General features: G+C 61.7%; 28 protein-coding genes, 1 tRNA gene and 1 pseudogene. 21 read left to right on the top strand and 9 right to left on the bottom strand.

What is annotated here, in order from left to right; genetic code table 11:
- Positions 1 to 194 precede the first annotated feature (194 nt).
- The 8 genes from GZ092_RS01140 to GZ092_RS01105 all read left to right on the top strand — a co-directional run bounded on the left by GZ092_RS01140 (position 195) and on the right by GZ092_RS01105 (position 5,437).
- Positions 195 to 497: an urease subunit gamma gene (locus GZ092_RS01140; RefSeq protein WP_293633736.1), complete on the top strand. Its 303-nt coding sequence runs from the start codon at positions 195 to 197 to the stop codon at positions 495 to 497.
- A 146-nt stretch (positions 498 to 643) separates the two neighbouring features.
- Positions 644 to 1,189: a HupE/UreJ family protein gene (locus GZ092_RS01135; protein ID WP_293633734.1), complete on the top strand. Its 546-nt coding sequence runs from the start codon at positions 644 to 646 to the stop codon at positions 1,187 to 1,189.
- An 11-nt stretch (positions 1,190 to 1,200) separates the two neighbouring features.
- A complete protein-coding gene (locus GZ092_RS01130; RefSeq protein WP_293633732.1) occupies positions 1,201 to 1,506 on the top strand; it encodes an urease subunit beta in 306 nt (101 codons plus the stop codon).
- Positions 1,506 to 3,224, top strand: coding sequence for an urease subunit alpha (gene ureC, locus GZ092_RS01125; RefSeq protein ID WP_293633730.1), 1,719 nt, complete (start codon positions 1,506 to 1,508; stop codon positions 3,222 to 3,224). Before GZ092_RS01130 ends, ureC begins: the two co-directional genes overlap by 1 nt.
- Before the next feature lie 7 nt (positions 3,225 to 3,231).
- Positions 3,232 to 3,870 (top strand): urease accessory protein UreE, encoded by a 639-nt coding sequence (gene ureE, locus GZ092_RS01120; RefSeq protein WP_293633728.1) that lies wholly within the window; start codon positions 3,232 to 3,234, stop codon positions 3,868 to 3,870.
- A gap of 16 nt (positions 3,871 to 3,886) precedes the next feature.
- On the top strand, positions 3,887 to 4,585 hold the full coding sequence (locus GZ092_RS01115; RefSeq protein ID WP_293633726.1) for an urease accessory UreF family protein: 699 nt from the start codon (positions 3,887 to 3,889) through the stop codon (positions 4,583 to 4,585).
- Between the two features lie 45 nt (positions 4,586 to 4,630).
- Positions 4,631 to 5,287 (top strand): urease accessory protein UreG, encoded by a 657-nt coding sequence (gene ureG, locus GZ092_RS01110; RefSeq protein ID WP_293633724.1) that lies wholly within the window; start codon positions 4,631 to 4,633, stop codon positions 5,285 to 5,287.
- A gap of 60 nt (positions 5,288 to 5,347) precedes the next feature.
- Positions 5,348 to 5,437: transfer RNA gene (locus tag GZ092_RS01105), tRNA-Ser, on the top strand.
- 156 nt (positions 5,438 to 5,593) lie between these two features.
- Here GZ092_RS01105 and GZ092_RS01100 read toward each other — a convergent pair.
- The 6 genes from GZ092_RS01100 to GZ092_RS01075 all read right to left on the bottom strand — a co-directional run bounded on the left by GZ092_RS01100 (position 5,594) and on the right by GZ092_RS01075 (position 10,411).
- On the bottom strand, positions 5,594 to 6,088 hold the full coding sequence (locus GZ092_RS01100) for a hypothetical protein (protein WP_293633722.1): 495 nt from the start codon (positions 6,086 to 6,088) through the stop codon (positions 5,594 to 5,596).
- Between the two features lie 111 nt (positions 6,089 to 6,199).
- Positions 6,200 to 6,430: a hypothetical protein gene (locus tag GZ092_RS01095; RefSeq protein WP_293633720.1), complete on the bottom strand. Its 231-nt coding sequence runs from the start codon at positions 6,428 to 6,430 to the stop codon at positions 6,200 to 6,202.
- 17 nt (positions 6,431 to 6,447) lie between these two features.
- Positions 6,448 to 7,638 (bottom strand): radical SAM family heme chaperone HemW, encoded by a 1,191-nt coding sequence (hemW, locus tag GZ092_RS01090; RefSeq protein ID WP_293633718.1) that lies wholly within the window; start codon positions 7,636 to 7,638, stop codon positions 6,448 to 6,450.
- A gap of 18 nt (positions 7,639 to 7,656) precedes the next feature.
- Complete coding sequence (rdgB, locus tag GZ092_RS01085; protein WP_293633716.1) at positions 7,657 to 8,265, bottom strand: RdgB/HAM1 family non-canonical purine NTP pyrophosphatase; 609 nt, start codon at positions 8,263 to 8,265, stop codon at positions 7,657 to 7,659.
- A 239-nt stretch (positions 8,266 to 8,504) separates the two neighbouring features.
- The gene (locus GZ092_RS01080) at positions 8,505 to 9,407 is read right to left on the bottom strand and encodes a protein phosphatase 2C domain-containing protein (RefSeq protein WP_293633714.1); all 903 of its coding nucleotides are present in this window, start codon (positions 9,405 to 9,407) and stop codon (positions 8,505 to 8,507) included.
- Positions 9,404 to 10,411: a serine/threonine-protein kinase gene (locus GZ092_RS01075; protein WP_293633713.1), complete on the bottom strand. Its 1,008-nt coding sequence runs from the start codon at positions 10,409 to 10,411 to the stop codon at positions 9,404 to 9,406. The genes GZ092_RS01080 and GZ092_RS01075 overlap by 4 nt, the downstream gene beginning before the upstream one ends.
- Before the next feature lie 68 nt (positions 10,412 to 10,479).
- On the opposite strand from GZ092_RS01075, the gene GZ092_RS01070 reads away from it, so the two are divergent.
- The 4 genes and pseudogenes from GZ092_RS01070 to GZ092_RS01055 all read left to right on the top strand — a co-directional run bounded on the left by GZ092_RS01070 (position 10,480) and on the right by GZ092_RS01055 (position 14,663).
- The gene (locus GZ092_RS01070; protein ID WP_293633712.1) at positions 10,480 to 11,397 is read left to right on the top strand and encodes a YicC/YloC family endoribonuclease; all 918 of its coding nucleotides are present in this window, start codon (positions 10,480 to 10,482) and stop codon (positions 11,395 to 11,397) included.
- A 51-nt stretch (positions 11,398 to 11,448) separates the two neighbouring features.
- Positions 11,449 to 12,069, top strand: coding sequence for a guanylate kinase (gene gmk / locus GZ092_RS01065; RefSeq protein WP_293633711.1), 621 nt, complete (start codon positions 11,449 to 11,451; stop codon positions 12,067 to 12,069).
- A gap of 32 nt (positions 12,070 to 12,101) precedes the next feature.
- Positions 12,102 to 12,306: pseudogene (gene rpoZ, locus GZ092_RS01060) on the top strand (DNA-directed RNA polymerase subunit omega).
- A gap of 119 nt (positions 12,307 to 12,425) precedes the next feature.
- Positions 12,426 to 14,663, top strand: coding sequence for a bifunctional (p)ppGpp synthetase/guanosine-3',5'-bis(diphosphate) 3'-pyrophosphohydrolase (locus tag GZ092_RS01055; protein ID WP_293633880.1), 2,238 nt, complete (start codon positions 12,426 to 12,428; stop codon positions 14,661 to 14,663).
- Positions 14,664 to 14,697: 34 nt separating this feature from the next.
- On the opposite strand, the gene greB is transcribed toward GZ092_RS01055, so the two are convergent.
- From greB to GZ092_RS01040, 3 genes are all read right to left on the bottom strand, one after another.
- Positions 14,698 to 15,270 (bottom strand): transcription elongation factor GreB, encoded by a 573-nt coding sequence (gene greB / locus GZ092_RS01050; protein ID WP_293633710.1) that lies wholly within the window; start codon positions 15,268 to 15,270, stop codon positions 14,698 to 14,700.
- A 47-nt stretch (positions 15,271 to 15,317) separates the two neighbouring features.
- Complete coding sequence (locus GZ092_RS01045; RefSeq protein ID WP_293633709.1) at positions 15,318 to 16,694, bottom strand: sigma 54-interacting transcriptional regulator; 1,377 nt, start codon at positions 16,692 to 16,694, stop codon at positions 15,318 to 15,320.
- 97 nt (positions 16,695 to 16,791) lie between these two features.
- On the bottom strand, positions 16,792 to 16,965 hold the full coding sequence (locus tag GZ092_RS01040; protein WP_293633708.1) for a hypothetical protein: 174 nt from the start codon (positions 16,963 to 16,965) through the stop codon (positions 16,792 to 16,794).
- A gap of 18 nt (positions 16,966 to 16,983) precedes the next feature.
- Here GZ092_RS01040 and petA point away from each other — a divergent pair, with 18 nt between their 5' ends.
- From petA to GZ092_RS00995, 9 genes are all read left to right on the top strand, one after another.
- A complete protein-coding gene (gene petA / locus GZ092_RS01035) occupies positions 16,984 to 17,622 on the top strand; it encodes a ubiquinol-cytochrome c reductase iron-sulfur subunit (protein WP_293633707.1) in 639 nt (212 codons plus the stop codon).
- A 2-nt stretch (positions 17,623 to 17,624) separates the two neighbouring features.
- Positions 17,625 to 18,287, top strand: coding sequence for an MBL fold metallo-hydrolase (locus GZ092_RS01030; protein ID WP_293633706.1), 663 nt, complete (start codon positions 17,625 to 17,627; stop codon positions 18,285 to 18,287).
- A gap of 38 nt (positions 18,288 to 18,325) precedes the next feature.
- Positions 18,326 to 19,750 carry a cytochrome c oxidase accessory protein CcoG gene (ccoG, locus tag GZ092_RS01025; RefSeq protein WP_293633705.1) on the top strand — a complete coding sequence of 475 codons (1,425 nt, stop codon included), beginning with the start codon at positions 18,326 to 18,328 and terminating at the stop codon, positions 19,748 to 19,750.
- A 230-nt stretch (positions 19,751 to 19,980) separates the two neighbouring features.
- Positions 19,981 to 20,430 carry a group II truncated hemoglobin gene (locus tag GZ092_RS01020; RefSeq protein WP_293633704.1) on the top strand — a complete coding sequence of 150 codons (450 nt, stop codon included), beginning with the start codon at positions 19,981 to 19,983 and terminating at the stop codon, positions 20,428 to 20,430.
- Entirely contained in the window at positions 20,430 to 21,329 is a 900-nt protein-coding gene (locus tag GZ092_RS01015; protein ID WP_293633703.1) for an alpha/beta fold hydrolase, read from the top strand. The genes GZ092_RS01020 and GZ092_RS01015 overlap by 1 nt, the downstream gene beginning before the upstream one ends.
- Positions 21,330 to 21,567: 238 nt before the next feature.
- Positions 21,568 to 22,428 (top strand): MBL fold metallo-hydrolase, encoded by an 861-nt coding sequence (locus GZ092_RS01010; protein ID WP_293633702.1) that lies wholly within the window; start codon positions 21,568 to 21,570, stop codon positions 22,426 to 22,428.
- Positions 22,429 to 22,438: 10 nt separating this feature from the next.
- A complete protein-coding gene (locus GZ092_RS01005) occupies positions 22,439 to 23,245 on the top strand; it encodes a sulfite exporter TauE/SafE family protein (RefSeq protein ID WP_293633701.1) in 807 nt (268 codons plus the stop codon).
- Complete coding sequence (locus GZ092_RS01000) at positions 23,242 to 23,871, top strand: class I SAM-dependent methyltransferase (protein ID WP_293633700.1); 630 nt, start codon at positions 23,242 to 23,244, stop codon at positions 23,869 to 23,871. The genes GZ092_RS01005 and GZ092_RS01000 overlap by 4 nt, the downstream gene beginning before the upstream one ends.
- Positions 23,868 to 24,329, top strand: coding sequence for a PaaI family thioesterase (locus tag GZ092_RS00995; RefSeq protein ID WP_293633699.1), 462 nt, complete (start codon positions 23,868 to 23,870; stop codon positions 24,327 to 24,329). The genes GZ092_RS01000 and GZ092_RS00995 overlap by 4 nt, the downstream gene beginning before the upstream one ends.
- The last annotated feature ends 200 nt before the right edge of the window (positions 24,330 to 24,529 follow it).

Below are 24,529 nucleotides of genomic sequence, written 5' to 3'. Positions count from 1 at the left end.
TGGCGGTGGCGGTGGCGACAAAGGTGTGGCTGCGGCGTCCATGAAGGTAGGGAGGATAGACAGGCAAAGTGAGCGGTTCACCCTTGCTGCACCTTCTGTGCCACACCGGCGCTGTCCGTTGGCGGGTGGCCCGCAAGCCGATGGCATCAATCTTGCAATTTTCAATTTTGGAACTGCCGAACCCGAAAGAGCCCATGGAACTGACGCCCCGCGAAAAAGACAAGCTGCTGATTTTTACCGCTTCCCTGCTGGCCGAGCGGCGGCGCGCGCGCGGACTCAAGCTCAACTACCCCGAAGCCGTGGCACTGATCAGCGCCGCCGTGATGGAAGGCGCGCGCGACGGCAAGACCGTGGCGCAACTCATGAGCGAAGGCCGCACCATCCTGACCCGCGCCGATGTGATGGACGGCATTGCCGAACTGATCCCCGACATCCAGGTCGAGGCCACCTTTCCCGACGGCACCAAGCTGGTCACGGTGCATCAGCCGATTGTCTGAGGCACCTGTTCATTTACTCATCTTTTGATAGCTTCTTGTTCAATAGCAGCATGCGCTACAGCCATTATTTAGACTTCATTTCAGAGGAAATCATCCCCATGTCCAGAAAACTGCCACACGCTCTTTTTTTGATAGCTGCCTGCGCAATGATGACAAGCGCAAAAGCCCATATTGGCACTGATCTTGCCGTTCATTCAGACATTGGTTTCCTGGACGGCCTGCTGCACCCGCTCACTGGCCTGGACCACCTGGCGGCCATGCTGGCCGTGGGCTTGTGGAGCGCCCTGACGGCACGCCGCCTGTGGACCGCGCCGCTGGCCTTTGCCGCCATGCTGCTGGTCGGCGCGCTGCTGGGGCTGGCGGGCATTGAATTGCCGGCGGTGGAACCCATGATTGCCGCCTCGGTGCTGGTGCTGGGTCTTTTGGTGGCGCTGCGTGCGCGCCTGCCCGCCGCGCTGGCAGCAGCGCTGGTCGGCGTGTTCGCCCTCTTTCACGGCGTGGCGCATGGCGCCGAGCTGGCGGGCGCTGCCCACATCAGCGCGCCGCTGCTGGGCATGCTCATCACCACCGTGACGCTGCATGCCGCCGGCCTGATGGCAGGACTGTCCCTGCGCGACAACGTCTGGACGGCCCGCGTGGCCGGTGCCGGCGTGGCAGCGCTGGGCGCGGCGCTGCTGGCCCAACTGGCCTGAAAGGAAACACCATGATCCCCGGCGAACTCTTCACCGACGGCCCCGACCACTTGCTCAACGAAGGCCGGCGCACCGTGACATTGATCGTGCAAAACACCGCAGACCGGCCGATCCAGGTCGGCTCGCATTACCACTTTGCCGAAACCAATGCGGCGCTGGGCTTTGACCGGAAGGCCGCGCATGGCATGCGGCTGAACATCGCGTCGGGCAGCGCAGTGCGCTTCGAGCCCGGCCAGCAGCGCACGGTCGAACTGGTGGACTACGCCGGCGAACGCAAGATTTACGGCTTTCGCGGCCTCATTCAGGGAGCGCTTTGATGGCAAGCATGGGACGCCGCGCCTACGCGGAAATCTTCGGCCCTACGGTGGGCGACCGGCTGCGACTGGCCGACACCGACCTGCTGGTCGAGGTCGAGGCCGACTACACCCTGCGCACCGGCAGCTATGGCGAGGAAGTCAAGTTCGGCGGCGGCAAGACGATTCGCGACGGCATGGCACAGTCGCAAAGAACCAACGCCGAAGGCGCGATGGACACGGTGATGACGAACGCGCTCATCATCGACCACTGGGGCATCGTCAAGGCCGACATTGGCCTGAAGGGCGGGCGCATTGCCGCCATCGGCAAGGCCGGCAACCCCGACGTGCAGCCCGGCGTGGACATCATCATCGGCCCCGGCACCGAGATCATCAGCTGCGAGGGCATGATCGTCACAGCCGGCGGCATCGACTCGCACATCCATTTCATCTGCCCGCAGCAGATCGAGGAAGCGCTGACCTCGGGCGTGACCACCATGCTGGGCGGCGGCACCGGCCCGGCCACCGGCACCTTCGCCACCACCTGCACGCCGGGGCCGTGGAACATCGAGCGCATGCTGCAGGCCGCCGATGCCTTTCCGATGAACCTGGGTTTTCTGGGCAAGGGCAACGCCAGCCTGCCCGCCGCGCTGCACGAGCAGGTCAACGCTGGCGTGATCGGCCTGAAGCTGCACGAGGACTGGGGCACGACGCCGGCTGCCATCAGCAATTGCCTGGACGTGGCCGAAGAAACCGATGTGCAGGTCGCCATCCACAGCGACACGCTCAACGAATCGGGCTTTGTCGAGAACACGATTGCCGCCACCAAGGGCCGGGGGCTGTGCGCCTTTCATACCGAAGGCGCGGGCGGCGGCCATGCGCCGGACATTTTGCGGGTGGTCGGCGAGGCGAATTTTTTGCCGTCTTCCACCAACCCGACCATGCCCTACACCGTCAACACGCTCGACGAACATGTGGACATGCTGATGGTCTGCCACCACCTGGACGCCGGCATTGCCGAAGACCTGGCCTTTGCCGAAAGCCGCATCCGCAAGGAAACCATTGCGGCTGAAGACATCCTGCACGACCTGGGTGCCATCAGCATGATGTCCAGCGACAGCCAGGCTATGGGACGCGTGGGAGAAGTCATCATCCGCACCTGGCAAAACGCCCACAAGATGAAGCAGCAGCGCGGCAAGCTGCCCGGGGACACCGAGCGCCACGACAACTTCCGCGTCAAGCGCTATATCGCCAAATACACCATCAACCCGGCGATTGCCCACGGCATTTCGCACGAGGTCGGCTCGATCGAAGTCGGCAAGTTCGCCGACCTGGTGGTGTGGAAGCCGGCGTTTTTCGGCATCAAGCCGTCGATCATCCTGAAAGGCGGTTTCATCGCCATGGCCGCCATGGGCGACCCGAATGCCTCGATCCCGACGCCGCAGCCAGTGCATTACCGGCCGATGTTCGGCGCGTTTGGCGGTGCGCTGGCCAGAGGCTCGCTCACCTTTGTCTCGAAGGCCGGGCTGGCCGCTGGCATCCAGCAGCGTTTCGGGCTGGCCAAGACACTGAGCGCGGTGAAGAATATCCGTGGCGTTCGCAAGCAGCACATGGTGCACAACGACTACCTGCCAACCATGGAAATCGACCCCCAGACCTACCTGGTACGCGCCGACGGCCAGTTGCTGACCTGCGAGCCCGCCACCAGTTTGCCGATGACGCAGCGCTACTTTTTGTTTTAATCGCCTGATGCTTCAAATCTCCAAACTCATTTCGCAAGGCAAAGGCCTCGCGCCGGTGCTGCTCAAGCGCGCCGCCACCCTTGAACTGGACTGGGACGTGCGTCAGAAAAGCCGCTTCGATTCCACCGATTCGCTGGGCCGCCAGTTCGGCGTGTTCTTGCCGCGCGGCACGCTGGTGCGCGGCGGCGATGTGCTGATTGCCGAAGACGGTTCGATGATCCGCGTCATCGCCGCGCCGCAACCGGTGCTGCGCATCACGGCCTGCGCAGCGCATGGTTCGCCCTTCGACCTGACCCGCGCCGCCTACCACCTGGGCAACCGCCATGTGCCGATTGAACTCCAACCCGACCACCTGAAGATTGAGCCCGACCATGTGCTGGCCGACATGCTGCGCGCCATGCATCTGACGGTGCAGGAAGTCGAGGAAGCCTTCGAGCCCGAAGGCGGCGCGTACAGTTCTTCCGGCCACAGTCACGGACACAGCCATGCCGATGGCCATAATCAGGCGCCACCAGCCGCCGCCACACCGCCAGCAGCCCATGTCCACGGACCGGACTGCAACCACGGCCACGGCCATGCGCATGCGCATGCGGCCATCCAGCCCGTCGCCATCCAGATCCACCCACGCAAACCGCACAGCCAATGACACAGGCACGGGATTGATGACGCAAGCGGCCGAAACCCTGCCAGCGGCCAGCCTGCTCCAGCTGATCTGGCTCGCCTCCCCGGCCTTGCCCGTGGGTGGATTTTCATACTCGGAAGTGCTTGAAGCGGCCGTGGACCGGGCGGGAGTAGCTACTGAAAGTAGAGCATCCGACTGGCTTGCTGACCAGCTCCACCTGACGCTGGCGCGCGGCGACCTGGCTGTGATTGCCCAGGCGATTCCAGCCTGGCGCAAATCAAACCTGACGCGCATCCGGCAACTCAACGACTGGGTGTTGCAGACCCGCGAAACCAGCGAGCTGCGCCTGCAGGCCGAACAGATGGGCCGTTCGCTGCTCGACTGGCTGCGCAACCATGACGGCGCCAATGCCGACCATATTGCCGCCTGCGCCCGCATGCAGCCAACCTATCCGGTGGCTTTTTCGCTGGCGGCATCGCAAACGGCGGCCGGTACGGGCGACTGCATGCTGGCCTATGCCTTCGGCTGGGCCGAGAACATGATGCAGGCCGCGCTGAAATCCGTGCCGCTGGGCCAGAGCGCCGGCCAGCGCATCCTGGCGCGTCTGAGCCGCGACATTCCGGCCGCCGTCGAAGCGGCCCTGCAACTGCCCGACAGCGAACGCCAGGCGTTTTCACCCATGCTGGCGATCCTGTCTGCCCAGCATGAAACCCAGTATTCGCGGCTGTTTCGCTCCTGACGACCTGACGAAACCCCGCCTTCTTTAATCCTTCAAAGTATTCCCATGAGCCTGCATCACATCGCCAACCGCACCAAGAAACTTCCGCCCCTTCGCGTGGGTATCGGCGGGCCGGTCGGCTCGGGCAAGACCACCCTGCTGGAGATGCTCTGCAAGGCGATGAAGGACAAATACGACCTGGTGGCCATCACCAACGACATCTATACCAAGGAAGACCAGCGCCTGCTGACCGTCAGTGGCGCGCTGGACGCCGAACGCATCATGGGCGTGGAAACCGGCGGCTGCCCGCACACGGCGATACGCGAAGACGCGTCGATCAACCTGGAGGCCATCGACCGCATGCTGGAGGAATTCCCCGATGCCGACGTGGTGTTCATCGAGTCCGGCGGCGACAACCTGGCGGCGACTTTCAGCCCCGAATTGAGCGACCTCACCATCTACGTGATCGACGTGGCCGCCGGCGAAAAAATCCCGCGCAAGGGCGGCCCGGGCATCACCAAAAGCGACCTGTTCGTCATCAACAAGACCGACCTGGCGCCCTACGTGGGCGCCGACCTCGGCGTGATGCAGCTGGATACCATCCGCATGCGCACCACGGCCAAAGGCCTCAAACCTTTTGTCATGACCAATCTGAAAACCAACACCGGCTTGGCCGAAGTGGTGGCATTCATTGAAAGCAAAGGCATGCTGCAAGCAGCCTGAGCGTTATTTTTCGGATTGCGGACCGAGTCCTGCCGGGCCTGAGGTTAAACTAGCGGGCTTGGAAGCGTGGCAGAGCGGTTGAATGCAGCAGTCTTGAAAACTGCCGAGGATGCGAGTCCTCCGTGAGTTCGAATCTCACCGCTTCCGCCAGGAACCCTGGCATTTATGCAGGTTTCACGGCAATCAGGTGACATCTCCCACATCGTTACCTTCATCAATGTAATGCCTGGAAAACGGCGTTGTATCACGATCAGCGGCTGTTAGCCGCGCTCTACTTACCCCAAATCCGCTTAAACGGACTTGCCTTCAAACCAGGAATGCGCGCGTAAAACTGGAGACGTATTCCGAGTCAGCCTTCAGCTTCGCGGCCAGCGCCTTGTGGACAGCCGCATAGGCGATGTGCTCGCTCATCTCGGTGAAGGGCGTTTTCAGCCGGTCGCCGTCCGAGTCGATCCAGTATCCCTCCCGGCCCAGGATGACGGCATTGAGTTTTCGCGAAACGGTGCGGTCATCGATTCGCTTTTCGTCGGTAAAAAGCATGGCGGCGCCGGCATGTCCGTCATCAAATGTGTAGGCAGAGGTGGCATAAAGGTTGCCGAACGGGGTGATGACCCGCAACCGGGTCGGTCCATCGCCCTGCGGCACCGATTCTGAAGCAATGTCAAGATTGAGAAGGGCCGGCCTGAACTGGTCGAACAGCGCAAAAAACTGCGCATGGAGCTCACGTGCCTGCTGGACGTCTTTGTTCAGCTTGTCAGCCGTTGTCGCATCCTGGTATTTTTTCATCTCTGGGTTGGCCACACTCACCTCCAAACGCCAATATCGGCACTCCGAAGGTAGCACCTCTTCCCGGTGCCTGACCCTGTCCGCCTGAAAAATCACGCGGTCTTTTCCGGCTTGGTGGGAGGCGCCTCAGCGCTTCTGACCGGGCAGCCCTTTTTCTATCTGCTGAAGCTGCCGCTTGCGTTTGCTCTTGTTTTTCGATTCCGGCTCGACAGGCCTATCGCGCAAGGCTCGCGCCTCGCGTTCCTGGGCTTCTTCTTTCTGCTTCTTCCTGCGAAAATGCATGAAGGTGCGCCCCAGGCCGAAGCTCACGGCGGTGCTGACGGCCAGCAGGACAATGCTTGAGGTTTCCAGTTCCATGGTGTTTGAATGCCGGCTCAGTCAGCCAGGAAAAGCGATTGCAGATCGTTGAGGAAATCAAAGCCGCGCTCGGTCGGCCGGACATGGACCAGATCGCGCGCGACCAGTCCCTTGCGCTCGGCTTCTTCCAGCCCTTTCTGGATCGTGGTGAACGGCAGTCCGGTCTTGTCGGCAAAGTCCTGCAGCTTGAAGCCGTCCCGCAGCCGCAAGGCGTTGAGCATGAATTCAAACGGCAGATCGGCACGGCTGACCTCGGTTTCCTGCGTCACCGCCTGGCCGGCAAGCGCCTTGTCCATGTAGAGCTTCGGTTCGCGGTAACGCACCTGGCGAATCACCCGGTGCGCAAAACTGAGCTTGCTGTGCGCACCTGCGCCAATGCCCAGGTAGTCGCCGAATTGCCAATAGTTGGTGTTGTGAAAACAGCGGTGGCCGGGCCGGGCATAGGCCGACACTTCATAGCGCTGCAGTCCGGCGTTTTCGGTCATTTCGGTGATCTGGTCGAGCATGGCGTAGGCCGTGTCTTCTTCTGGGACCACCGGTGGAAACTTGGCGAAGTAGGTGTTGGGCTCGATCGTCAGGTGGTAGATCGAGATGTGCGGTGGCTCCAAGGCCAGCGCCTGCCGCATGTCCTGCGCCTGGTTGTCCAGCGTCTGGCCGGGCAGCGCATACATGATGTCGAGGTTGAAGGTGTCGAAGGCCTGCGCAGCCTCTTCCACCGCCGCAATCGCCTGGGCGCGATCGTGCACGCGGCCCAGTGCCTTCAGGTGCGCATCGTCGAAACTCTGCACACCCACCGACAGGCGGTTCACGCCGGCGCTGCGAAACGCCTTGAAGCGATCTTTTTCAAAAGTGCCGGGGTTCGCCTCAAGGGTGATTTCGCAGTCTGCAGTCAACTTGAGCCGGGCGCGGATGTCGCCCAGCAAGCGGTCGATGGCCTGCGGCGAAAACAGGCTGGGCGTGCCGCCGCCAATGAAAATGCTGTGCACCGTGCGGCCCCAGACCAGCGGCAGCGAAGCCTCCAGGTCGGCCACCAGTGCATCTATGTAGCGCTGCTCGGGCATCTCGCCGGCCACTTCGTGCGAGTTGAAATCGCAATACGGGCATTTCCTGATGCACCAGGGCAAATGCACATACAGCGACAGCGGCGGCAGGGCGGCGAGTTGCAGCGTGCCGCTGCGCATGTAGTGCTGAACGTCTTTTTGGATCATGAGGAATTCGAGTCCGGTTTACAGCCAGCGTTCACGCAGCAATTCAATCATTTGCTGCATGGCCTTGCCGCGATGGCTGTTGGCATTTTTCACGTTGACCGGCAGTTGTGCAAAGGTCTGGCCGAACGCGGGGACGAACATCACCGGGTCAAAGCCAAAGCCGTTGCTGCCCACGGGCACCAAGGCGATTTCGCCGGCCACGCGGCCGCTGGCGATCAACGGCTCAGGGTCGTCCGCAGAGCGCACTGCGACCAGCGTGCTGACCAGGGCCGCGCGCCGTTGTGCCGGCTGCGTCAGGTGGGCCATCTGCTCCAGCAAGGCCTTGACGTTGTTGTCGTCACCCTTGGCATAGCCAAACTGCATGGCATAAAACGCGGTGTCCACGCCGGGCTGCCCGCCAAACGCCTCCACGCACAGGCCGGCGTCATCAGCCAGCGCCGGCAGACCGCTGAGGGCAGACGCATGACGCGCCTTGGCAAGCGCATTTTCGACAAAGGTGCGAAACGGCTCTTCGGCTTCCGGGATGGCCAGGTCAGACTGTCTGACCAACTCCAGGCCGAGCGGCGCCAGCATGGCCTGGAGTTCGGCCAGTTTTCCCTGATTGTTTGATGCGAGGACGATTTTCATGATGAAATAGGGGTTTTCCGCTTATCCAGCGTGTGTTAGCAGCTATTGATTTAATAGTAAATGCCGTGGCAGCGCCGCGCTGCCGACGAAAGCACTCGTGATGCAGGTCGGGCGCGTGCAGTGATGGGGCCGAACAGGCGCATGGTGTCAATTTTCGGGCCGGAAAACGCCGGATGCGGCAGCAAGTGGGGGGAAACGGGTTATGCAAGACCTGGCCGTGGCGGGCTGAACAGCGCCGATCAGCCTTTCCTGGCAGCCGAACGGCGGATGGCCTCGTTGATTTCGGCAATCGAGCGCTCGATCATGGCTTCATCAAGGTCGTCGGCCTGGCTGTCAAAGCCGCCTGCGTCGAGGGTGGAGGCGAAAGCGCCGTCCATCGCGCTGTCGGCAGGGCCAAGTCGCGTGGGCGAAAACGCATCGGGCGTTTCCCATTCCATGGCCAGGACGGTCACATTGTCGCTGTGCTCGCCTCCGGCCAGCAAGGCACTTTCCACCAGGGCCGGGACCGCCGTGGAAACACTCTGGCCGCTCAGTTGCGCAACCATCTCCGCATCGCTCAGGCTGCCCCACAAACCGTCCGAGCAGAGCATCAGCTTGTCGCCCTGCTGCAAGGCAAACGGACCGGCAATCTCCAGCGTGGGCTTGGCGGGCGAGCCCAGGCAGGTGAACAGGACGTTGCGGTTGACGGGTTCGAACTCGTTCAGCCCGGCCCGCTCCTGCTCAAGAAAAGAATGGTCACGGGTGCGCATCAGCAACTGGCCATCGCGCACCAGGTACAGGCGCGAATCCCCGCAATGCACCCAGCTTGCGCTGGCGCCCTGCACCACCGCCGCCACCAGCGTGGTGCGCGGGTTGTCAAGCATGCCTTTTTGCGAAGCATGACGAATGATGCGGTGATGCGCTGCCAGCACCGCAGCGGCAAGAAATTCAGCCGGATTGCCTACGGTGGGCTTGGCCTCTTTCTGGTACAGGGCCGAGATCGTGTCGAGGGCTATCTGGGCGGCGACTTCTCCTTCAGGATGTCCTCCCATGCCGTCTGCCAGCACAAACAGGCCCGACTCACGGGTGTAGCAGTAGCCCATGCGGTCTTCGTTCATGGCCCGGCCGCCAATGCGGCTGAGCTGGAAAACCGAAAATTTCATTTGAACCGGGTACCCATCACATTGGCCTTGCGCGCTGTTTTCTTGGTGTCGGACACCACACTGTCAAACTGCAGCCGCACCCGTTCGCCAACCGTTAGCTTGGTATAACGGCGAGCGCTTTCACGGCTCAGTTCCTTTTGCAGGGCGAACACCGACTGCGGCCGCGCCAGCGGGTCCAGCGCCATGCACCACTGGACGACCTCGATCAGGTTGTCGGAATAAACGCCGCGCAACCGTGACAAGGCCAGCGACAGCCGGTCTTTATCAATCCGCTGCGGCGCATCGTTGGGTGGATAGCCTTGCATGCTGGCGTAGATGCAGGCGCCGATTGCATAGATGTCGGTCCAGGGCCCCAAGGACGAATCGCGCCGGTACATTTCGGGCGCTGCAAAGCCGGGCGTGTACATGGGCCGGATGAAGTTGCCCTCCTTGCTCAGCACCTCACGGGCTGCGCCAAAGTCAATCATCACCGCCCGGTTGTCGTCGGTGATGAAGATGTTGGCCGGCTTGATGTCCAGATGCAGCATTTTGTGCTGGTGCACGATGCGCAGCCCGCGCAGGATTTCGTCAAACAGCGAGCGAATGGTCGACTCACGAAACACCTTGGGTTTTTTCAGGTCGCGCGCCGTGATGATGAAGTCCTGCAGGGTTCCACCCTCCAGGTAGTTCATGACCATGTAGACGGTTTCGTTCTCGCGAAAGAAGTTCAGCACGCTGACCACCGAACCGTGCGAAATCTGGGCCAGCGAGCGGCCTTCCTCAAAAAAACTCTTCAGGCCCAGGCGGTACAACGACAGTTTTTCAGGCAGTACCTGCGGAAGCAATTCGCCAACGGCACGGCTGGCCAGAGATGAAGGCAGGTATTCCTTGATGGCAAACTGCTGGCCTTCGCTGTCAAGGGCCAAGTAAACTACACCGAATCCACCGGCCGAAAGTTTTCGCTCAATGCGATAGCCCCCGATCATGGTGTCAGGCGGCAGGGGTGAAGGCTTGACCTTTGACATAAATTCTCTGGTGGGGCGGGTGAAAGTTCACCCAGTCTCTTCTCTCTTTTGGAAGGCGTAAAAAGCGAATGTCAGTTTACAGCATGACGGGCTATGCAAGCCTGCAGTCGAACACCGCGCAGCCAGCCCTAGAAACCGAACCGGCACAGGGCAGCAGTTCCCGGCTGGGCATTGAAATCCGGTCCGTCAACAGCCGATTCCTGGACCTGGCTTTTCGCCTGCCCGATGAATTGCGTCAGGCGGAGCCCGCGCTGCGCGAGTTGCTCACCGGCAAGCTCAAGCGTGGCAAGGTTGAGGTGCGCGTCTCGCTTGAAAGCACGGCGGCCAGCAGCCTGCGCGCGCCTTCGGCGGCCACACTGCAGCGGCTGGGTTCGCTGGAAGACAGCATCAAGTCATGGCTGCCGCAGGCTGCGCCGCTGAGCGTGGCGGACGTGCTCCGGATTGCCACGAACGAAGATAAAAAGCCGCATGACTACAGCGAGGAATTGCTTCACACTGCCCGGCAGGCGGTGAATGAATTGACCGCAGCGCGTGAGCGCGAGGGCGCGCGCCTGAGCCTCATGCTGCTGGACCGCACAGCCCAGTTGCGGGTGCTGGCCGAATCAGCCGTTCCCATGGTCCCCAAACTGGTCGAGCAGCAAAAAACCCGTTTTCTGGAACGCTGGAAAGAAGCGCTGGCGCTGGGCAGCAGCAGCGTGCTGCCGGAGATCGCCCAGGATCGGGCGTTGACCGAGGCAACCGCGTTTGCCATCCGGATTGATGTGGCCGAGGAAATCACCCGCCTGGCCTCGCACCTTGATGAAATCGACCGCCTGCTGGCCAGCGGCGGCGAACTGGGCAAGCGCCTGGACTTTTTGATTCAGGAACTTCATCGTGAAGCCAATACCCTGGGCTCCAAATCGGCGTCGCTGGAACTGACGCGCGTGTCGGTCGACATGAAGGTGCTGATCGAGCAGATTCGCGAGCAGGTCCAGAACATCGAATGATCTCAAACCCTCTGCAACTTCTAAATCAATAGCGCTCATCGCTTGTCAAGTATGGACTATCCCGGAAATCTCTTTGTTGTAGCCGCCCCCAGCGGGGCCGGCAAATCCAGTCTGGTCAAAGCCCTGATGGAACTCGATTCAGCCATCCAGCCAGCGGTATCACACACCACCCGCCCGCCACGCGGACAGGAAAAGCATGGCAGGGAATACTTTTTTCTCTCGACCGAAGAGTTTGACGGCATGGTGACGCGCGATGCCTTCCTGGAATGGGCCCATGTGCACGGCCACCGCTACGGCACGTCGCGCCACACCATCGAAGAACGGGTGGCGCATGGTGCCGACGTGATCCTGGAAATCGATTTCCAGGGGGCCATCAACATCAAGCAGATTTTTGCCAACGCGATCCTGATCTTCATTCTTCCGCCAAGCTGGGAAGAACTGCGCTCGCGCCTGCAACGTCGCGGCGAAGACAGTGCGGAGGTCATCGAGTTGCGGCTCCAGAATGCTGCCGTGGAGATGGCACAGGCGCAAAAATTCGACTTCGTTATAATCAATGAGTTGTTTGAGAGGGCAGTTTTCGACTTGAAAACCATTGTGCATGCCCAGCGGCTGAAATACTCAGCCCAGCGACGCGCCAGAGCCGAAACTTTCATGGCGCTTCACATTCCTTAAGTCATAACTCACCGATCACCTGAAAGAACACCATGGCCCGCATTACCGTCGAAGACTGCCTCGAAAAAATCCCGAACCGCTTCCAGCTGGTTCTGGCCGCCACCTACCGCGCACGCATGCTCAGCCAGGGTCATGCCGCCAGGATCGAGAGCAAAAACAAGCCCCGCCGTGACTGCCCTGCGGGAAATCGCCGCGGGCAAGGTTGGCCTGGAAATGCTGAAAAAAGTCCCCAACTAAAATTGCTGAATTCATGAAAAATAGCACCTTTCGAGGTGCTATTTTCATTTTAAAAGCTTTCTAAAGCCACTTTCCTTTGGCTTTGTTCAGCTAGGGTTACAGTGAGGGATATGAACGCAATGCCGACCACCGCCGTTCCCCACAAGCCGACACCTGCCGCAGCCAATGCGGCGGCGGCAAGTTTTGCGGCCCTGACCGCCAAACTCGACTACCTGAACGCCGCCGACATAGAAAATGTCCGGCAGGCTTACCGCTTTGCCGACCAGGCCCATCTGGGGCAGTTAAGAAACAGTGGCGAGCCCTACATCACGCATCCGATTGCGGTGGCCCAGCAATGCGCCGAATGGAAACTTGATGCGCAGGCCCTGATGGCGGCGCTGCTCCACGACGCCATGGAAGACTGCGATGTCAGCAAGCCGGAGCTGATCGAGCGCTTTGGTGCGCCGGTGGCCGATCTGGTCGATGGGCTGACCAAGCTGGAAAAACTCGAATTCAACACCCGCGAAGAAAACCAGTCGGAGTCCTTCCGCAAGATGCTGCTGGCCATGGCGCGCGATGTCCGGGTCATCCTGATCAAGCTGGCAGACCGCATACACAACATGCGAACGCTTGGCGACGCGCCGCGCTCGAAGTGGAACCGGATTGCCAGCGAGACGCTGGACATCTATGCGCCGATTGCCTACCGCCTGGGCCTGAACTCAACCTACCGCGAACTGCAGGACCGGTCCTTCCAGCACCTGCATCCGTGGCGCTATGCCATTTTGGCCAAAGCCCTGACCCGTGCGCGGGGACGCCGGCGCGACGTGATCAAGCGGGTGCAGTCGGAAGTTGAGGCGGCCTTTGCCACGGCGCAAATTCCTGCTCGGATTTACGGGCGTGAAAAAACGCTTTATTCGATTTACCACAAGATGGACCAAAAGCATCTGTCTTTTGCGCAAGTGACCGACCTGTACGGGTTTCGGGTCATCCTGAACGAGGTGACGACCTGCTACAGCGCCATGGGCATCCTGCACCAGCTCTACAAGCCCTTGCCGGGAAAGTTCAAGGACTACATTGCCATTCCCAAGGTCAATGGCTACCAGTCGCTGCACACCACGCTGGTCGGCCCGTTTGGCACCAATATCGAGTTCCAGATGCGAACCGAGGCGATGCATGTGGTGGCCGAGGCCGGCGTGGCGGCCCACTGGCTGTACAAGGCATCCGATCCGAACAGCGACACCTCGCAGCGCCTGGGAACCAAGTGGCTGCAGTCGCTGCTCGACATCCAGAATGAAACCCATGACGCGGCCGAGTTCTGGGACCATGTCAAGATTGACCTGTTTCCCGAAGCGGTTTACGTCTTCACACCGAAAAGCCAGATCATGGCGATGCCGCGCGGCGCCACGATTGTCGACTTTGCCTATGCCATTCACAGCGATGTGGGCCACCATGCGATTGCCGCCAAGGTCAATGGCGAGCAGGTTCCGCTGCGTACCGAACTGCTGAACGGCGATGTCATTGAAATCGTCACCGCGCCGGTTTCCACGCCGAATCCGGCCTGGCTGGGATTTGTCCGGACCGGCAAGGCGCGCTCAAAAATCCGCCACCACCTCAAGAGCATGGCGATCACCGAATCGCAGGAACTGGGTGAAAAAATGCTTGCCCAGGCGCTGCGGGCCGAAGGCATAGACCGGCAGCGTCTTTCGGAAGACGACGACGCCCATCACGCAACCTGGGAAAAAATCCTTCGTTTCACCGGCAACCGTTCGCGCGCCGAGTTGCTGACCGACATCGGCATGGGCAAGCGCATTGCCAGCATGATCGCCAAGCGCATCGTCGCCTTTCTGGCTGAGAAAGGCGAGAAACCCGATGCCTTGCTGATGAGCCGGGAACGCTACATCCCGCAGGAAGCCATCGCGCAGGGCGGCCTGGTGCTCGACGGCAGCGAGAAAAGCTCTGTCCAGTTCGCCCGCTGCTGCAGCCCGATTCCCGGCGATGCCATCGTGGGCTATCTCGGGCGGGGCGAAGGCCTGTTTGTGCACACCGAGGACTGTGCAGTGGCCAAGCGGCTTCAGCAACGCGACATTGAACGCTTCATTGCCGTGGACTGGGCAGACGAGCCCACCAGAACGTTTGAAACCAATCTCATGGTCACGGTCTCCAATGGCAAGGGCGTGCTGGCCAAGGTGGCTGCCGCGCTTGCCAGCGCCGAGGTGGACATCACCCATGTGGACATGGGGCATGAGCCGGCAAACGGCGCCACCGACCTGCAGTTCAGCGTGGCGGTGCGCGACCGGGTTCACCTGGCTGCAGCGATGCGCAACGTCAGGCGCGCCCCGTCGGTACTTCGGGTGCAGCGCATCAAGGCCAGCGCCTGAAGGGCTTGGCCCTTGCATGAGTGGATGGAGCGGATCAGGCTTGCCCGGCCTCCGTGCCGGCCTTCGGATAGTCCACTTTCAGCACTTCCAGCAACTGCATTCCCTGGGGCGTGACCAGGGTCACTTCATCGCCCGTCCGCGCTTTCAGCAACGCACGGGCCACGGGCGAAATCCAGCTGATCTGCCCCATTGCACTGACGGCCTCGTCAACGCCCAGAATGGTCACCGTTCTTTCATGCCCCTGGTCATCGGCATAGGTGACGGTGGCGCCAAAAAATACCTGGTCGTTGCCGTGGTGAAGGCTGGGGTCGCTGATTTCAGCGATTTCCAGCCGCTGGGTCAAAAAGCGGATGCGCCGGTCAATCTCCCGAAGGCGCTTCTTGCCGTACAGGTAATCGCCGTTTTCCGACCGGTCGCCATTGCTTGCCGCCCAGTGCACGATATCGACGACCTTGGGCCGCTCGTTGTCGATCAGATCCAGCAGTTCCAGCCGCAAGCGGTCATAGCCCTGAGGCGTGATGTAGTTCTTGCCGCTTGCCGGCGGACGGGGTACGGGGAGTTCGTCTTCGTCGTCAGCATCGGTTTCTTTGGTGAAGGCTTTGTTCATGCTGGCACCAGAATAGCATTCACCTGCAGCCCTTGCCGGCGCCGAACCTATTCCAGCGCCTTGAGTTTGCGGTAAAGGGAGCGCTCGCTGATGCCCAGCTTGTTCGCCAAATCTGCCCGGCTGCCCTGGTGGCTGCTGACCCATTGCTGCAGCGCAGCGCGTTCGATGGTCTTGAGAGCGCCCGGCCCCAAGGTCAAGTCCTTCAGGCTGCTGGCGGCAGCGTCACTAACGCCGTTAACGCCGAAAATGCCGGTCTCTAAAGCTTGCAGAGGCAGACGCGGCCCGGCCGGCGGGCGCCTTCCCGAGGACAAAGCCTGCTGGACATGGCTGGCTTCGACCGTATGGCCATCGCACAGCAGCGCTGCACGTTCCAGCAGGTTGCGAAGTTCCCTGACATTGCCGGGGTAATCCTGCGCCTGCAGCAAGCGCAGTGCGGATTCGCTGATGCGCAGCTTGCGCTGAGGAGCCACGCGCTCCAGCAAGGCGGCTGCCAGCAGCACAATGTCGTCCCGTCGCTCGCGCAAGGCGGGCAGGTGAATCGGAAACGTGCTCAGGCGGTAGTACAGGTCTTCCCGAAACAGCTCCTGCGACACCATGCGGTCCAGGTCGCGATGGGTGGCCGAGACCACGCGGATGTCGGCATGGCGCAGTTCGGTGCTGCCCACGCGGCGGTAGGTGCCGGTTTCCAGCAGGCGCAGCAGCTTGACCTGCATGGTCAGGGGAATATCACCCACCTCGTCCAGGAACAGCGTGCCGCCGCTGGCCGCCTCGATCAGCCCGCCCCGGGCGGTGCTGGCACCGGTGAAGGCGCCCCGCTCGTGGCCAAACAGCTCGGACTCGAACAGGTTTTCCGGCAGGCTGGAGCAGTCCACCGCCACCAGCGCACGATGGGCGCGCGGGCTGGCCGCGTGGATCGCCTGGGCGACCAGTTCCTTGCCGGTTCCGGATTCTCCCAGCAGCAGCACCGTGGCCTGCGAGGGCGCAACGCGTGCCACCAGCGCCAGCATGTGCTGAAAGGCAGGCGCCCGTCCGATCAACCCGTGAGCTGCCGGCTGACCCTGCGCCACCCGCAGCCGCTCCATTTTCTCGACGAAAAAAGCCTGTGCGCCATCGGCATCCAGCAGCGGCGTCAGCTCGATGTTGACGTACTCCTCGCCTTTGGGCGTGTGGTGCAGGTGCAGCACCCGTTCGCGCTGGCCGGAAGCGCGTGATTGCGCCAGCGGGCACGACTCACCGGCTTGGTCACACGGCACGTTGAAATGGTGCGACACCTCATAACAGGTGCGCCCCACCACGCTTTGCACCGGACTGAACTGCTGCCGGTAAGCCGCGTTGGCCGCCAGGATGCGGTATTGGGTGTCAAACAGGATGTGCGGCTCGCTCAAGCCCTCCAGGTAAGACGTCAATTCGGGCAATGGCTTCACGGCGGCTCCTTGGTTGGACTGACATGCAGTCTATGCCTGAATTGGCAGTTTCTGCCAAATATGGCGGCCAACTCCCTTCTGCTGCCTGATGCCGACCTTATTCAATGTCGTAACGCATTGAAGTTAAACGATATTTATTATTTTTACGCTGTGGCACGGTTCTTGGAATACAGAGCGCATGCGCGTTTTGATGGTCATGCCCCGCCTGAAAAATCCTCTCGTCAAAAAACGCTCCGATCCCTGCCGCTTGCGCAATGGTCTGCGCGGCCACCTTACTGAAGGAAACTCCATGATTCCAACTGCTGCCCTTTCAGCGTTCCCGGCCATTGCCAGTGCTACGCACGAACATGACGCCGAGCGCCGCCGCATGATCCTGCTCACGGCCGCCACGGCCAGCGCAGGCCTGGGCGCTGTCGCCGTGCCTTTCGTGTCTAGCTTTGCCCCCAGCGAGCGCGCCCGTGCTTCGGGGGCGAGTGTGGAAGTTGACATCTCGGACCTTGCGCCCGGCGCCCTTAAAACCGTGGAGTGGCGAGGCAAACCGGTGTGGATCATGCGCCGCACGCCCGAGATGCTGGCGCTCTTGCCAACGCTTGACGCCCGCCTGGCCGACCCGGCTTCTTTGAGGGATCAGCAACCCGACTACGCGCGAAATGCGCAGCGCTCGATCAGGCCCGAGGTGTTTGTCGGCGTGGGCATCTGCACCCACCTGGGCTGCTCGCCCAGCCGTGTGCCCGCAGGCAGCAGCAACCCCAGCGTGGGCGACGACTGGAAAGGCGGCTTTTTCTGCCCCTGCCACGGCTCCACCTTTGACCTGGCGGGCCGGGTGTTTTTGAACAAGCCCGCCCCCACCAATCTGGAAGTGCCGCCCCACAAGTACCTGGCCGACAGCAAATTGCTGATCGGCGAGGATGACCTCGGCACCGCCTGAAGATGGACATGTACTTCCGCATCCTGCATGACGAGGCCAGCGGCGAGCTGACTTACCTGCTGGCCGACCAGGACACCCGCGAGGCGGTGCTGGTGGACCCGCGCGGCCGCGATCTGCCGGTGCTGGCCGCCTTGCTGGCGGAGCGCGAGTTGCGTCTGCGCTGGGTATTGCGCACTCATCAGCACGACGCTCTGCACGTCCGGGAGCCGGCGCAACTGGCCCGCCTGGGCGCGCCGCTGGTGCAGGGCGCTGCCGGTGAAAACCTGCGCCTGGCTAGAGATGGCGACGTACTGCCCTTTGGCCATGAACTGATTCGCGTGCTGGCCACGCCGGGCCATACCGCCGGATGCCTGAGCTTTGCCTGGCGCGACCGGCTGTTTTGCGGTGGCCTGCTGGCGGTCGATGCCTGCCCGCACCAGCCTCTCCCCGCCCAGCCCGAAGCCCTGTGGGACAGCGTGACGCAGCGCGTGTTCACCCTGCCCGACGAGACGCTGCTGTTCGCCGGCCATGAGCGCCGCGCCCGCGCCGTCAGCACCGTGCTGGAGCAGCGCCGCTGGCATCCGTTTTTTGCCGGCCTGTCGCGCGACGAGTTCCTGGCGCGCGTCGCTGCCCTGCCGCTTGCTTTGCATCATGCAGCGCCTGATGCGTTTAACGCGCTGGTCTGAACCTGTCCAACTGACGCTTCCCTTCTAAAAAAACCATCATGACCACTCCCCGCAAAGTCATCCCGATCATCGCGCAAGCGGCAGACACCCAAATGATCTCCCCGTACGCGGCGCACGAAAAAATCTATCCCCGCAGCGTTTCGGGCTTTTTTGCGCATTGGCGCTGGGCCGTGGTGTTTTTGACCCAGCTGGTGTTCTACGGCCTGCCGTGGATCGAATGGGGACAGCGCCAGGCCGTGCTGTTTGACCTGGCCTCGCGGCGGTTTTACATCTTCGGGCTGGTGCTGTATCCGCAGGACTTCATCTACCTGACGGGCATGCTGGTCATCTCGGCGCTGTCGCTGTTCCTGTTCACGGCAGTGGCCGGACGTCTGTGGTGCGGCTACGCCTGTCCACAGACGGTCTATACCGAAATTTTCCTCTGGATAGAAAGGAAGATGGAGGGTGACCGCGCGGTCCAGATGCGCCGCGATGGCCAGCCCTGGTCGTTTGACCGGTTGTGGCGAAAAGGCGGCAAGCACCTGCTGTGGCTGGCAGTGGCCTTGTGGACCGGCTTCACCTTTGTCGGCTACTTCACGCCCATCAAGGTGCTGGGCCTGGAATTCGTGCAGATGAGCATCACGTCCTGGGAATCCTTCTGGGTCTTTTTCTATGGCTTTGCCACCTACGGCAATGCCGGCTTCATGCGCGAACAGGTGTGCAAGCACATGTGCCCTTATGCACGCTTTCAAAGCGCCATGTTTGACAAGGACACCTTGATCGTCACCTACGACGCCGAGCGCGGCGACCCGCGCGGCGCTCGCTCGCGCAAGGCCGACCCGGCAACCTTGAGTCTGGGTTCGTGCATCGACTGCAACCTGTGCGTCCAGGTCTGCCCCACCGGCATCGACATCCGCAACGGCCTGCAGTACGAGTGCATTGGCTGCGGCGCCTGCGCCGATGTGTGCAACACGGTGATGGACAAGATGGGCTACGAGCGCGGGCTGGTGAAATACACCACCGAAAACGCCATGAAGAACAAGTGGACCCAGGCGCAGACCTGGCGCCATGTGCTGCGCCCCCGCATATTGGTCTACACGGCCATCTTGCTGGGCATTGTCATGGCCATGCTGATCAGCTTGAGCCTGCGCACGCAGTTCAAGGTGAATGTGGTGCGCGACCGTGGCGTCATGGCGCGCATTGTCTCGGGCGGCAACATCGAGAACGTCTATCAGCTGCAGGTGATGAACGCCACCGAGGCCGACCAGCACTACAAGCTCCGCGTCACCGGTCTGCCGGGCCTGGCCATCACGTCGGAAGACGTGGTGATGGTCGAATCCACGCAGGCACGCCGGCTGGCCGTCCGGGTGCAGGTGCCCTACGAGGCAGCGGCGCCGGGAACACACCCGATCACCTTTGAAATCGATGCGCTGGACTCTGCCGGTCATTTGTCAGAAAAATCAGTGTTCATGGTTCCGCGCTAGCGCGAAATCAGGCGGGCTTTCAAGCACGGTGCTTAAGGCAGCCTGCAGGTTTTGCTACTGGATTCATAGCTGCTTGCGCATACTGCGCTTGCGCAAACGGCCTATTTAATACATAAAAGCAATTTTCTGGCCAAAAGGAAGACGCCCATGAAGTCCGGCAAGCCCTTGAGGTGGCCGAGGCAGGGGGCTCGCGGGCCTTGACTTGAAGACATCTACCCAAGGAACCATCGATGACGACCGAAGCCACCGCAACACCCTATGACGCCCTTGGCGGCGGGACCGGCATCCGACGCCTGGTTTACCGTTTTTATGAACTGATGGACGAGTTGCCTGAAGCCTATACCGTGCGGCAAATGCACCCGGAAAGCCTGCAAGGCAGTGCGCAAAGCCTGTTTGAATTTCTATCGGGCTGGTTTGGCGGCCCCGCCTTGTACATCGCGAAGAAAGGCCACCCCCGGCTTCGCATGCGCCATGCGCCGTATGCAGTCGGCCCGGTGGTGCGCGATGAGTGGATGCTTTGCATGCGTCAGGCGCTGACGGAGCAGGTCACCGATGAAGGGCTGCGCGGCCGCCTGATTGAAACCTTTTCCCAAATGGCCAGCCATTTGCTCAACACCCCTGAACAGCACGGCTGCGCCGCACACGGCCTTGGCGTCTCGAAAGCGGCTGTCGCGCTGTGATGAAACGCCTGCGTCAAGGGGTGCATGCGCAGATACTGCGCCGGCTGCGCGCGCCGCGCCTGCCCCACCACAGCGAGCCCTCCGCGCTGGGTCTGGACGCGCAACCGCTGCGCCTGCTGACCGCCGGCGGGAAAACCTTGTTTTCCTGGTTTGTGCCTGCGCCGGGCGCAGCGCCCGCGCCCGCTGTGGTGGTGATGCATGGCTGGGGGGCCAACGCCAGCCTGATGTTGCCGGCAGCAGCACCCCTGCATGCTGCCGGCTTTGCCGTGCTGCTGATGGATGCGCGCTGCCACGGCGCCAGCGACGATGAAGACTTCACCTCGCTGCCCCGCTTTGCCGAGGACATTGAAACCGGGCTTGACTGGCTGAAGCAGCAGTCCGGCGTTGACAGCGCCCGCCTGGCCCTCATGGGCCATTCGGTCGGTGCCGGCGCTTCGCTGCTGTGCGCCGCGCGCCGCGCAGACGTGCGCGCCGTGGTGAGCCTGAGTGCTTTTGCGCATCCCCGCGAGGTGATGCTGAGGTTTATGGCCGAAGCGCATATCCCTTACGCGGTGCTGGGCTGGTATGTGCTGCGCCATGTGCAGCATGTCATCGGCGCTCGCTTTGACGACTTTGCCCCGCTGACCAGCATGCGCCGGATACGCTGCCCGGTGCTGCTGGTGCATGGCACCGACGACGAAGTGGTGCCGTTCGATGATGCCCGACGCTTGCAGGCCGTCGGCCTTCAGGGTACGGTGCAGCGTCTTTCGGTGGCGGGTGGGCATGACCCGAGCCAGGCGATTGAAGAACACTTTCCTCAGCTGATTGAATTTTTGCAGCGTTCTTTCGCTACCGCTATAGCGCCGGGCAAGCCCGTTCTGCAGTGGCATGGCAACGAAAGCAATTTATGCAAATCGTGAATGACCTCTGGAATAGAGGCGCTAGCTTCAAAGAACCAGGCCTGGAACGCCGTTCTCCGTCAGGGAACATCCATTTTTGGCCATTCAGCAAATTTTTTGTATCAAACTGGCCTCTTGCGCATATCCAGCGTGCGCAAGTAGCTATGAATTAGCTAGCAATTAACGGCCAGATCGCGGCCTGCCGGAAAATCAGTTGCACACCCCGCCTTGACCATCCTTGAATAAGCGCCCAAACACCATGAAAACTCCCACCATTCAATCGTTTTTTGACCCTGACACGTCGACCGTCACCCACGTCGTGTCCGATCCTGCGACGGGGCACGCGGCCATCATCGACAGTGTGCTGGACTACGACCCCAAGTCGGGCCGCACCTCGCATGCCAGCGCTGACAAGGTGATGGCCTATGTCGAGCAGGCTGGACTCAAAGTGGACTGGCTGCTGGAAACCCACGCACATGCCGATCACCTGTCTGCGGCGCCCTACCTCCAGGAAAAGCTGGGCGGCAAGATCGCCATCGGGCGGCACATCTGTGAGGTCCAGGAAGTCTTCAAGAAAATCTTCAATGCCAAAGACATGAACACCGAAGGCGCAGATTTTGACCACCTGTTTGACGACGGTGAAACCTTCAAGATCGGCCAGATTGAAGTCCGCGTGATGCACACACCGGGACACACGCCCGCCTGCCTGACCTACCTTATGGGCCAGGATGCGTTTGTCGGTGACACCTTGTTCATGCCGGATTACGGCTCGGCACGCTGTGACTTTCCCGGTGGCGATGCGGCTGTGCTTTACCGCTCGATCCGCAACGTGCTGGCACTCGCGCCCGATACGCGCCTGCACCTGTGCCACGACTACCCGCCGGATGGCCGCGCCCCCGCCTGGGTGAGCACCGTGGCCGACCAGCGCGCCAGCAACATCCATGTCCATGATGGTGTGACCGAAGCCCAATTCGTCAGCCTGCGCACCGCGCGCGACAAGACGCTGTCCATGCCGGTGCTGATCCTGCCGGCCGTGCAGGTCAATGTGCGCGCAGGCAAATTGCCGCCACCCGAGGACAACGGCGTGCGTTACCTGAAGATTCCTGTCAACCTGCTCTGAGCGGCGGGCCATGGATCCCACAACTCTGGCGCTTGCACTGGGCGCCATCATTGGACTGGTGCTGGCGCTCACCGGCGCGGGCGGCGGCGTACTGGCCATCCCGCTGCTGGTGTTCGGTCTTCATTTGCCGCTGCAACAGGCCGCCCCCGTCGGCCTGGTCGCGGTGGGGCTTGCATCGGCCATTGGTGCGTATCTAGGCCTGCGCCAGCGCATCGTGCGTTACCGCGCTGCGGCAGTGATTGGGATAGCGGGCATGCTGATGGCGCCCATTGGCGTCTTCATGGCCCAGCGCTTGCCAAACCGGCCTTTGCTGGCCGCCTTTGCCTTGGTGTTGATGTACACCGCATGGCGCATGCTGCGGCGTGGCGCGCAGGCCGAACCAAGTGCCGCAAGCGTGCCATGCCGCGTCAGCAGCACCGATCAGCGGCTGACCTGGACCCAGCCTTGTGCCCGCGCACTGGCCGGCACCGGCCTGGTCTCTGGCATCCTGAGCGGCTTGCTGGGCGTGGGCGGCGGCTTTGTCATCGTGCCTGCGCTGACACGCTACACCAACCTGGAAATGCGCAGCATCCAGGCCACCTCACTGGCGGTGATTGCACTGGTTTCGATGAGCGGGGTCTCTGCGGCGGCCCTGGAAGGCACGCTTCCCTGGGAAGTGGCCCTTCCCTTTGCTTCAGGCGCCGTACTGGCCTTGGTGATGGGACAACTGGTGGCGGGCAAGCTCAATGCAAAAAGCCTGCAGCAGGCGTTTGCCTGGTTCACTTTGTCAATTTCGATTTTGATGCTCGCAAGGGCTTTTGGATGGTTCACTGCATGAATTTTTGGGATCAACAATTTTCTCTGCCTGCCTTCAAGTACGGCCAGCAACCCAACCGTTTTTTGAGCGAACAGGCCGCGCGCCTCAAGCCCCACAGCCGGGTGCTGCTGCCGGGTGACGGCGAAGGCCGTAACAGTGTCTGGCTGGCCGGGCAGGGGCACCACTGCACGGCGATGGACAGCTCACGCGTCGGGCTGGACAAGGCGGTGTCACTGGCTGCGCAAAGAGGCGTCAGCATCTCGGTCATCCATGCCGATCTGGCCGACTGGGTGCCCGAGCCTGCAAGCTTTGACGCCATCGTGCTGACCTATGTGCATCTGCCGGCAGCGCTTCGCCCGCTGGCTCATCAGCGGCTTGCGGCGGCCTTGCGCCCGGGCGGGTGGTTCATCCTGGAGGCTTTTCATCCGCGACAGTTTGGCTACCACAGCGGTGGCCCGAAATCACAGGACATGCTTTATTCAGCCGACATGATTCGCGCTGACCTGAACCCACGCGTGGTCCCGGCCCATGAGGAAATCATGGCCTGGGAAGGTGAGGCGCTGCTTGACGAAGGCAGCGGTCACCAGGGACTGGCTTACCTCACGCGATACATAGCCCGACGCACATCAACCTTGGAGAACTCATGAAAGCATTTCAGGACTATTACCCCGAAAATCTGGCGCATTGCTACGGCTGCGGCCGGCTGAACACGCAGGGCCACCAGATCAAGACCTACTGGGACGGCGACGAGACGGTCACGCGGTTCACGCCCGAGCCTTGTCACACCGCCGTTCCCGGCTTCACCTACGGCGGCCTGATCGCCTCGCTGATCGACTGCCACAGCACCGGCACGGCGGCAGCCGCCATGTACCGCGCCGAAGGGCGCGAGATGGACACGCAGCCGGCTTTTCGCTTCGTCACCGGCTCGCTCAAGGTGGACTTTCTCAAGCCCACGCCGATTGCAAGTGCGCTTGAGATTCGCGGCCGCGTGAAGGAAATCAAGGGCCGCAAGGTCATCGTTGAAACCACTGTGTGGGTCGATGGCATCGCCACGGCGCGCGGCGAGATGGTGGCGGTGCAAATGCCCGAGAACTTTGGCGCATAAGACGTTTGGAGCGCAGCCGTTTTAACCAGCAAACGGCTTTTTTGCATCAAATGTGCCTCTTGCGCACGCTGTGCATGCATATTCAGCTATGAATTAAGTAGCAAAAGCTATCGGGCCTGAATAGCCCGGAGCTTGACTCAGATCAAGCGCAGGAACGATGGGATCGGTAGATTCATGAGTATGCGTCCCTCAATACGTGA

Source organism: Polaromonas sp., from assembly GCF_010365105.1.
In the GTDB taxonomy this organism is placed as follows: domain Bacteria; phylum Pseudomonadota; class Gammaproteobacteria; order Burkholderiales; family Burkholderiaceae_C; genus Polaromonas.
This window is presented reverse-complemented; position numbering and strand designations above follow the sequence as displayed.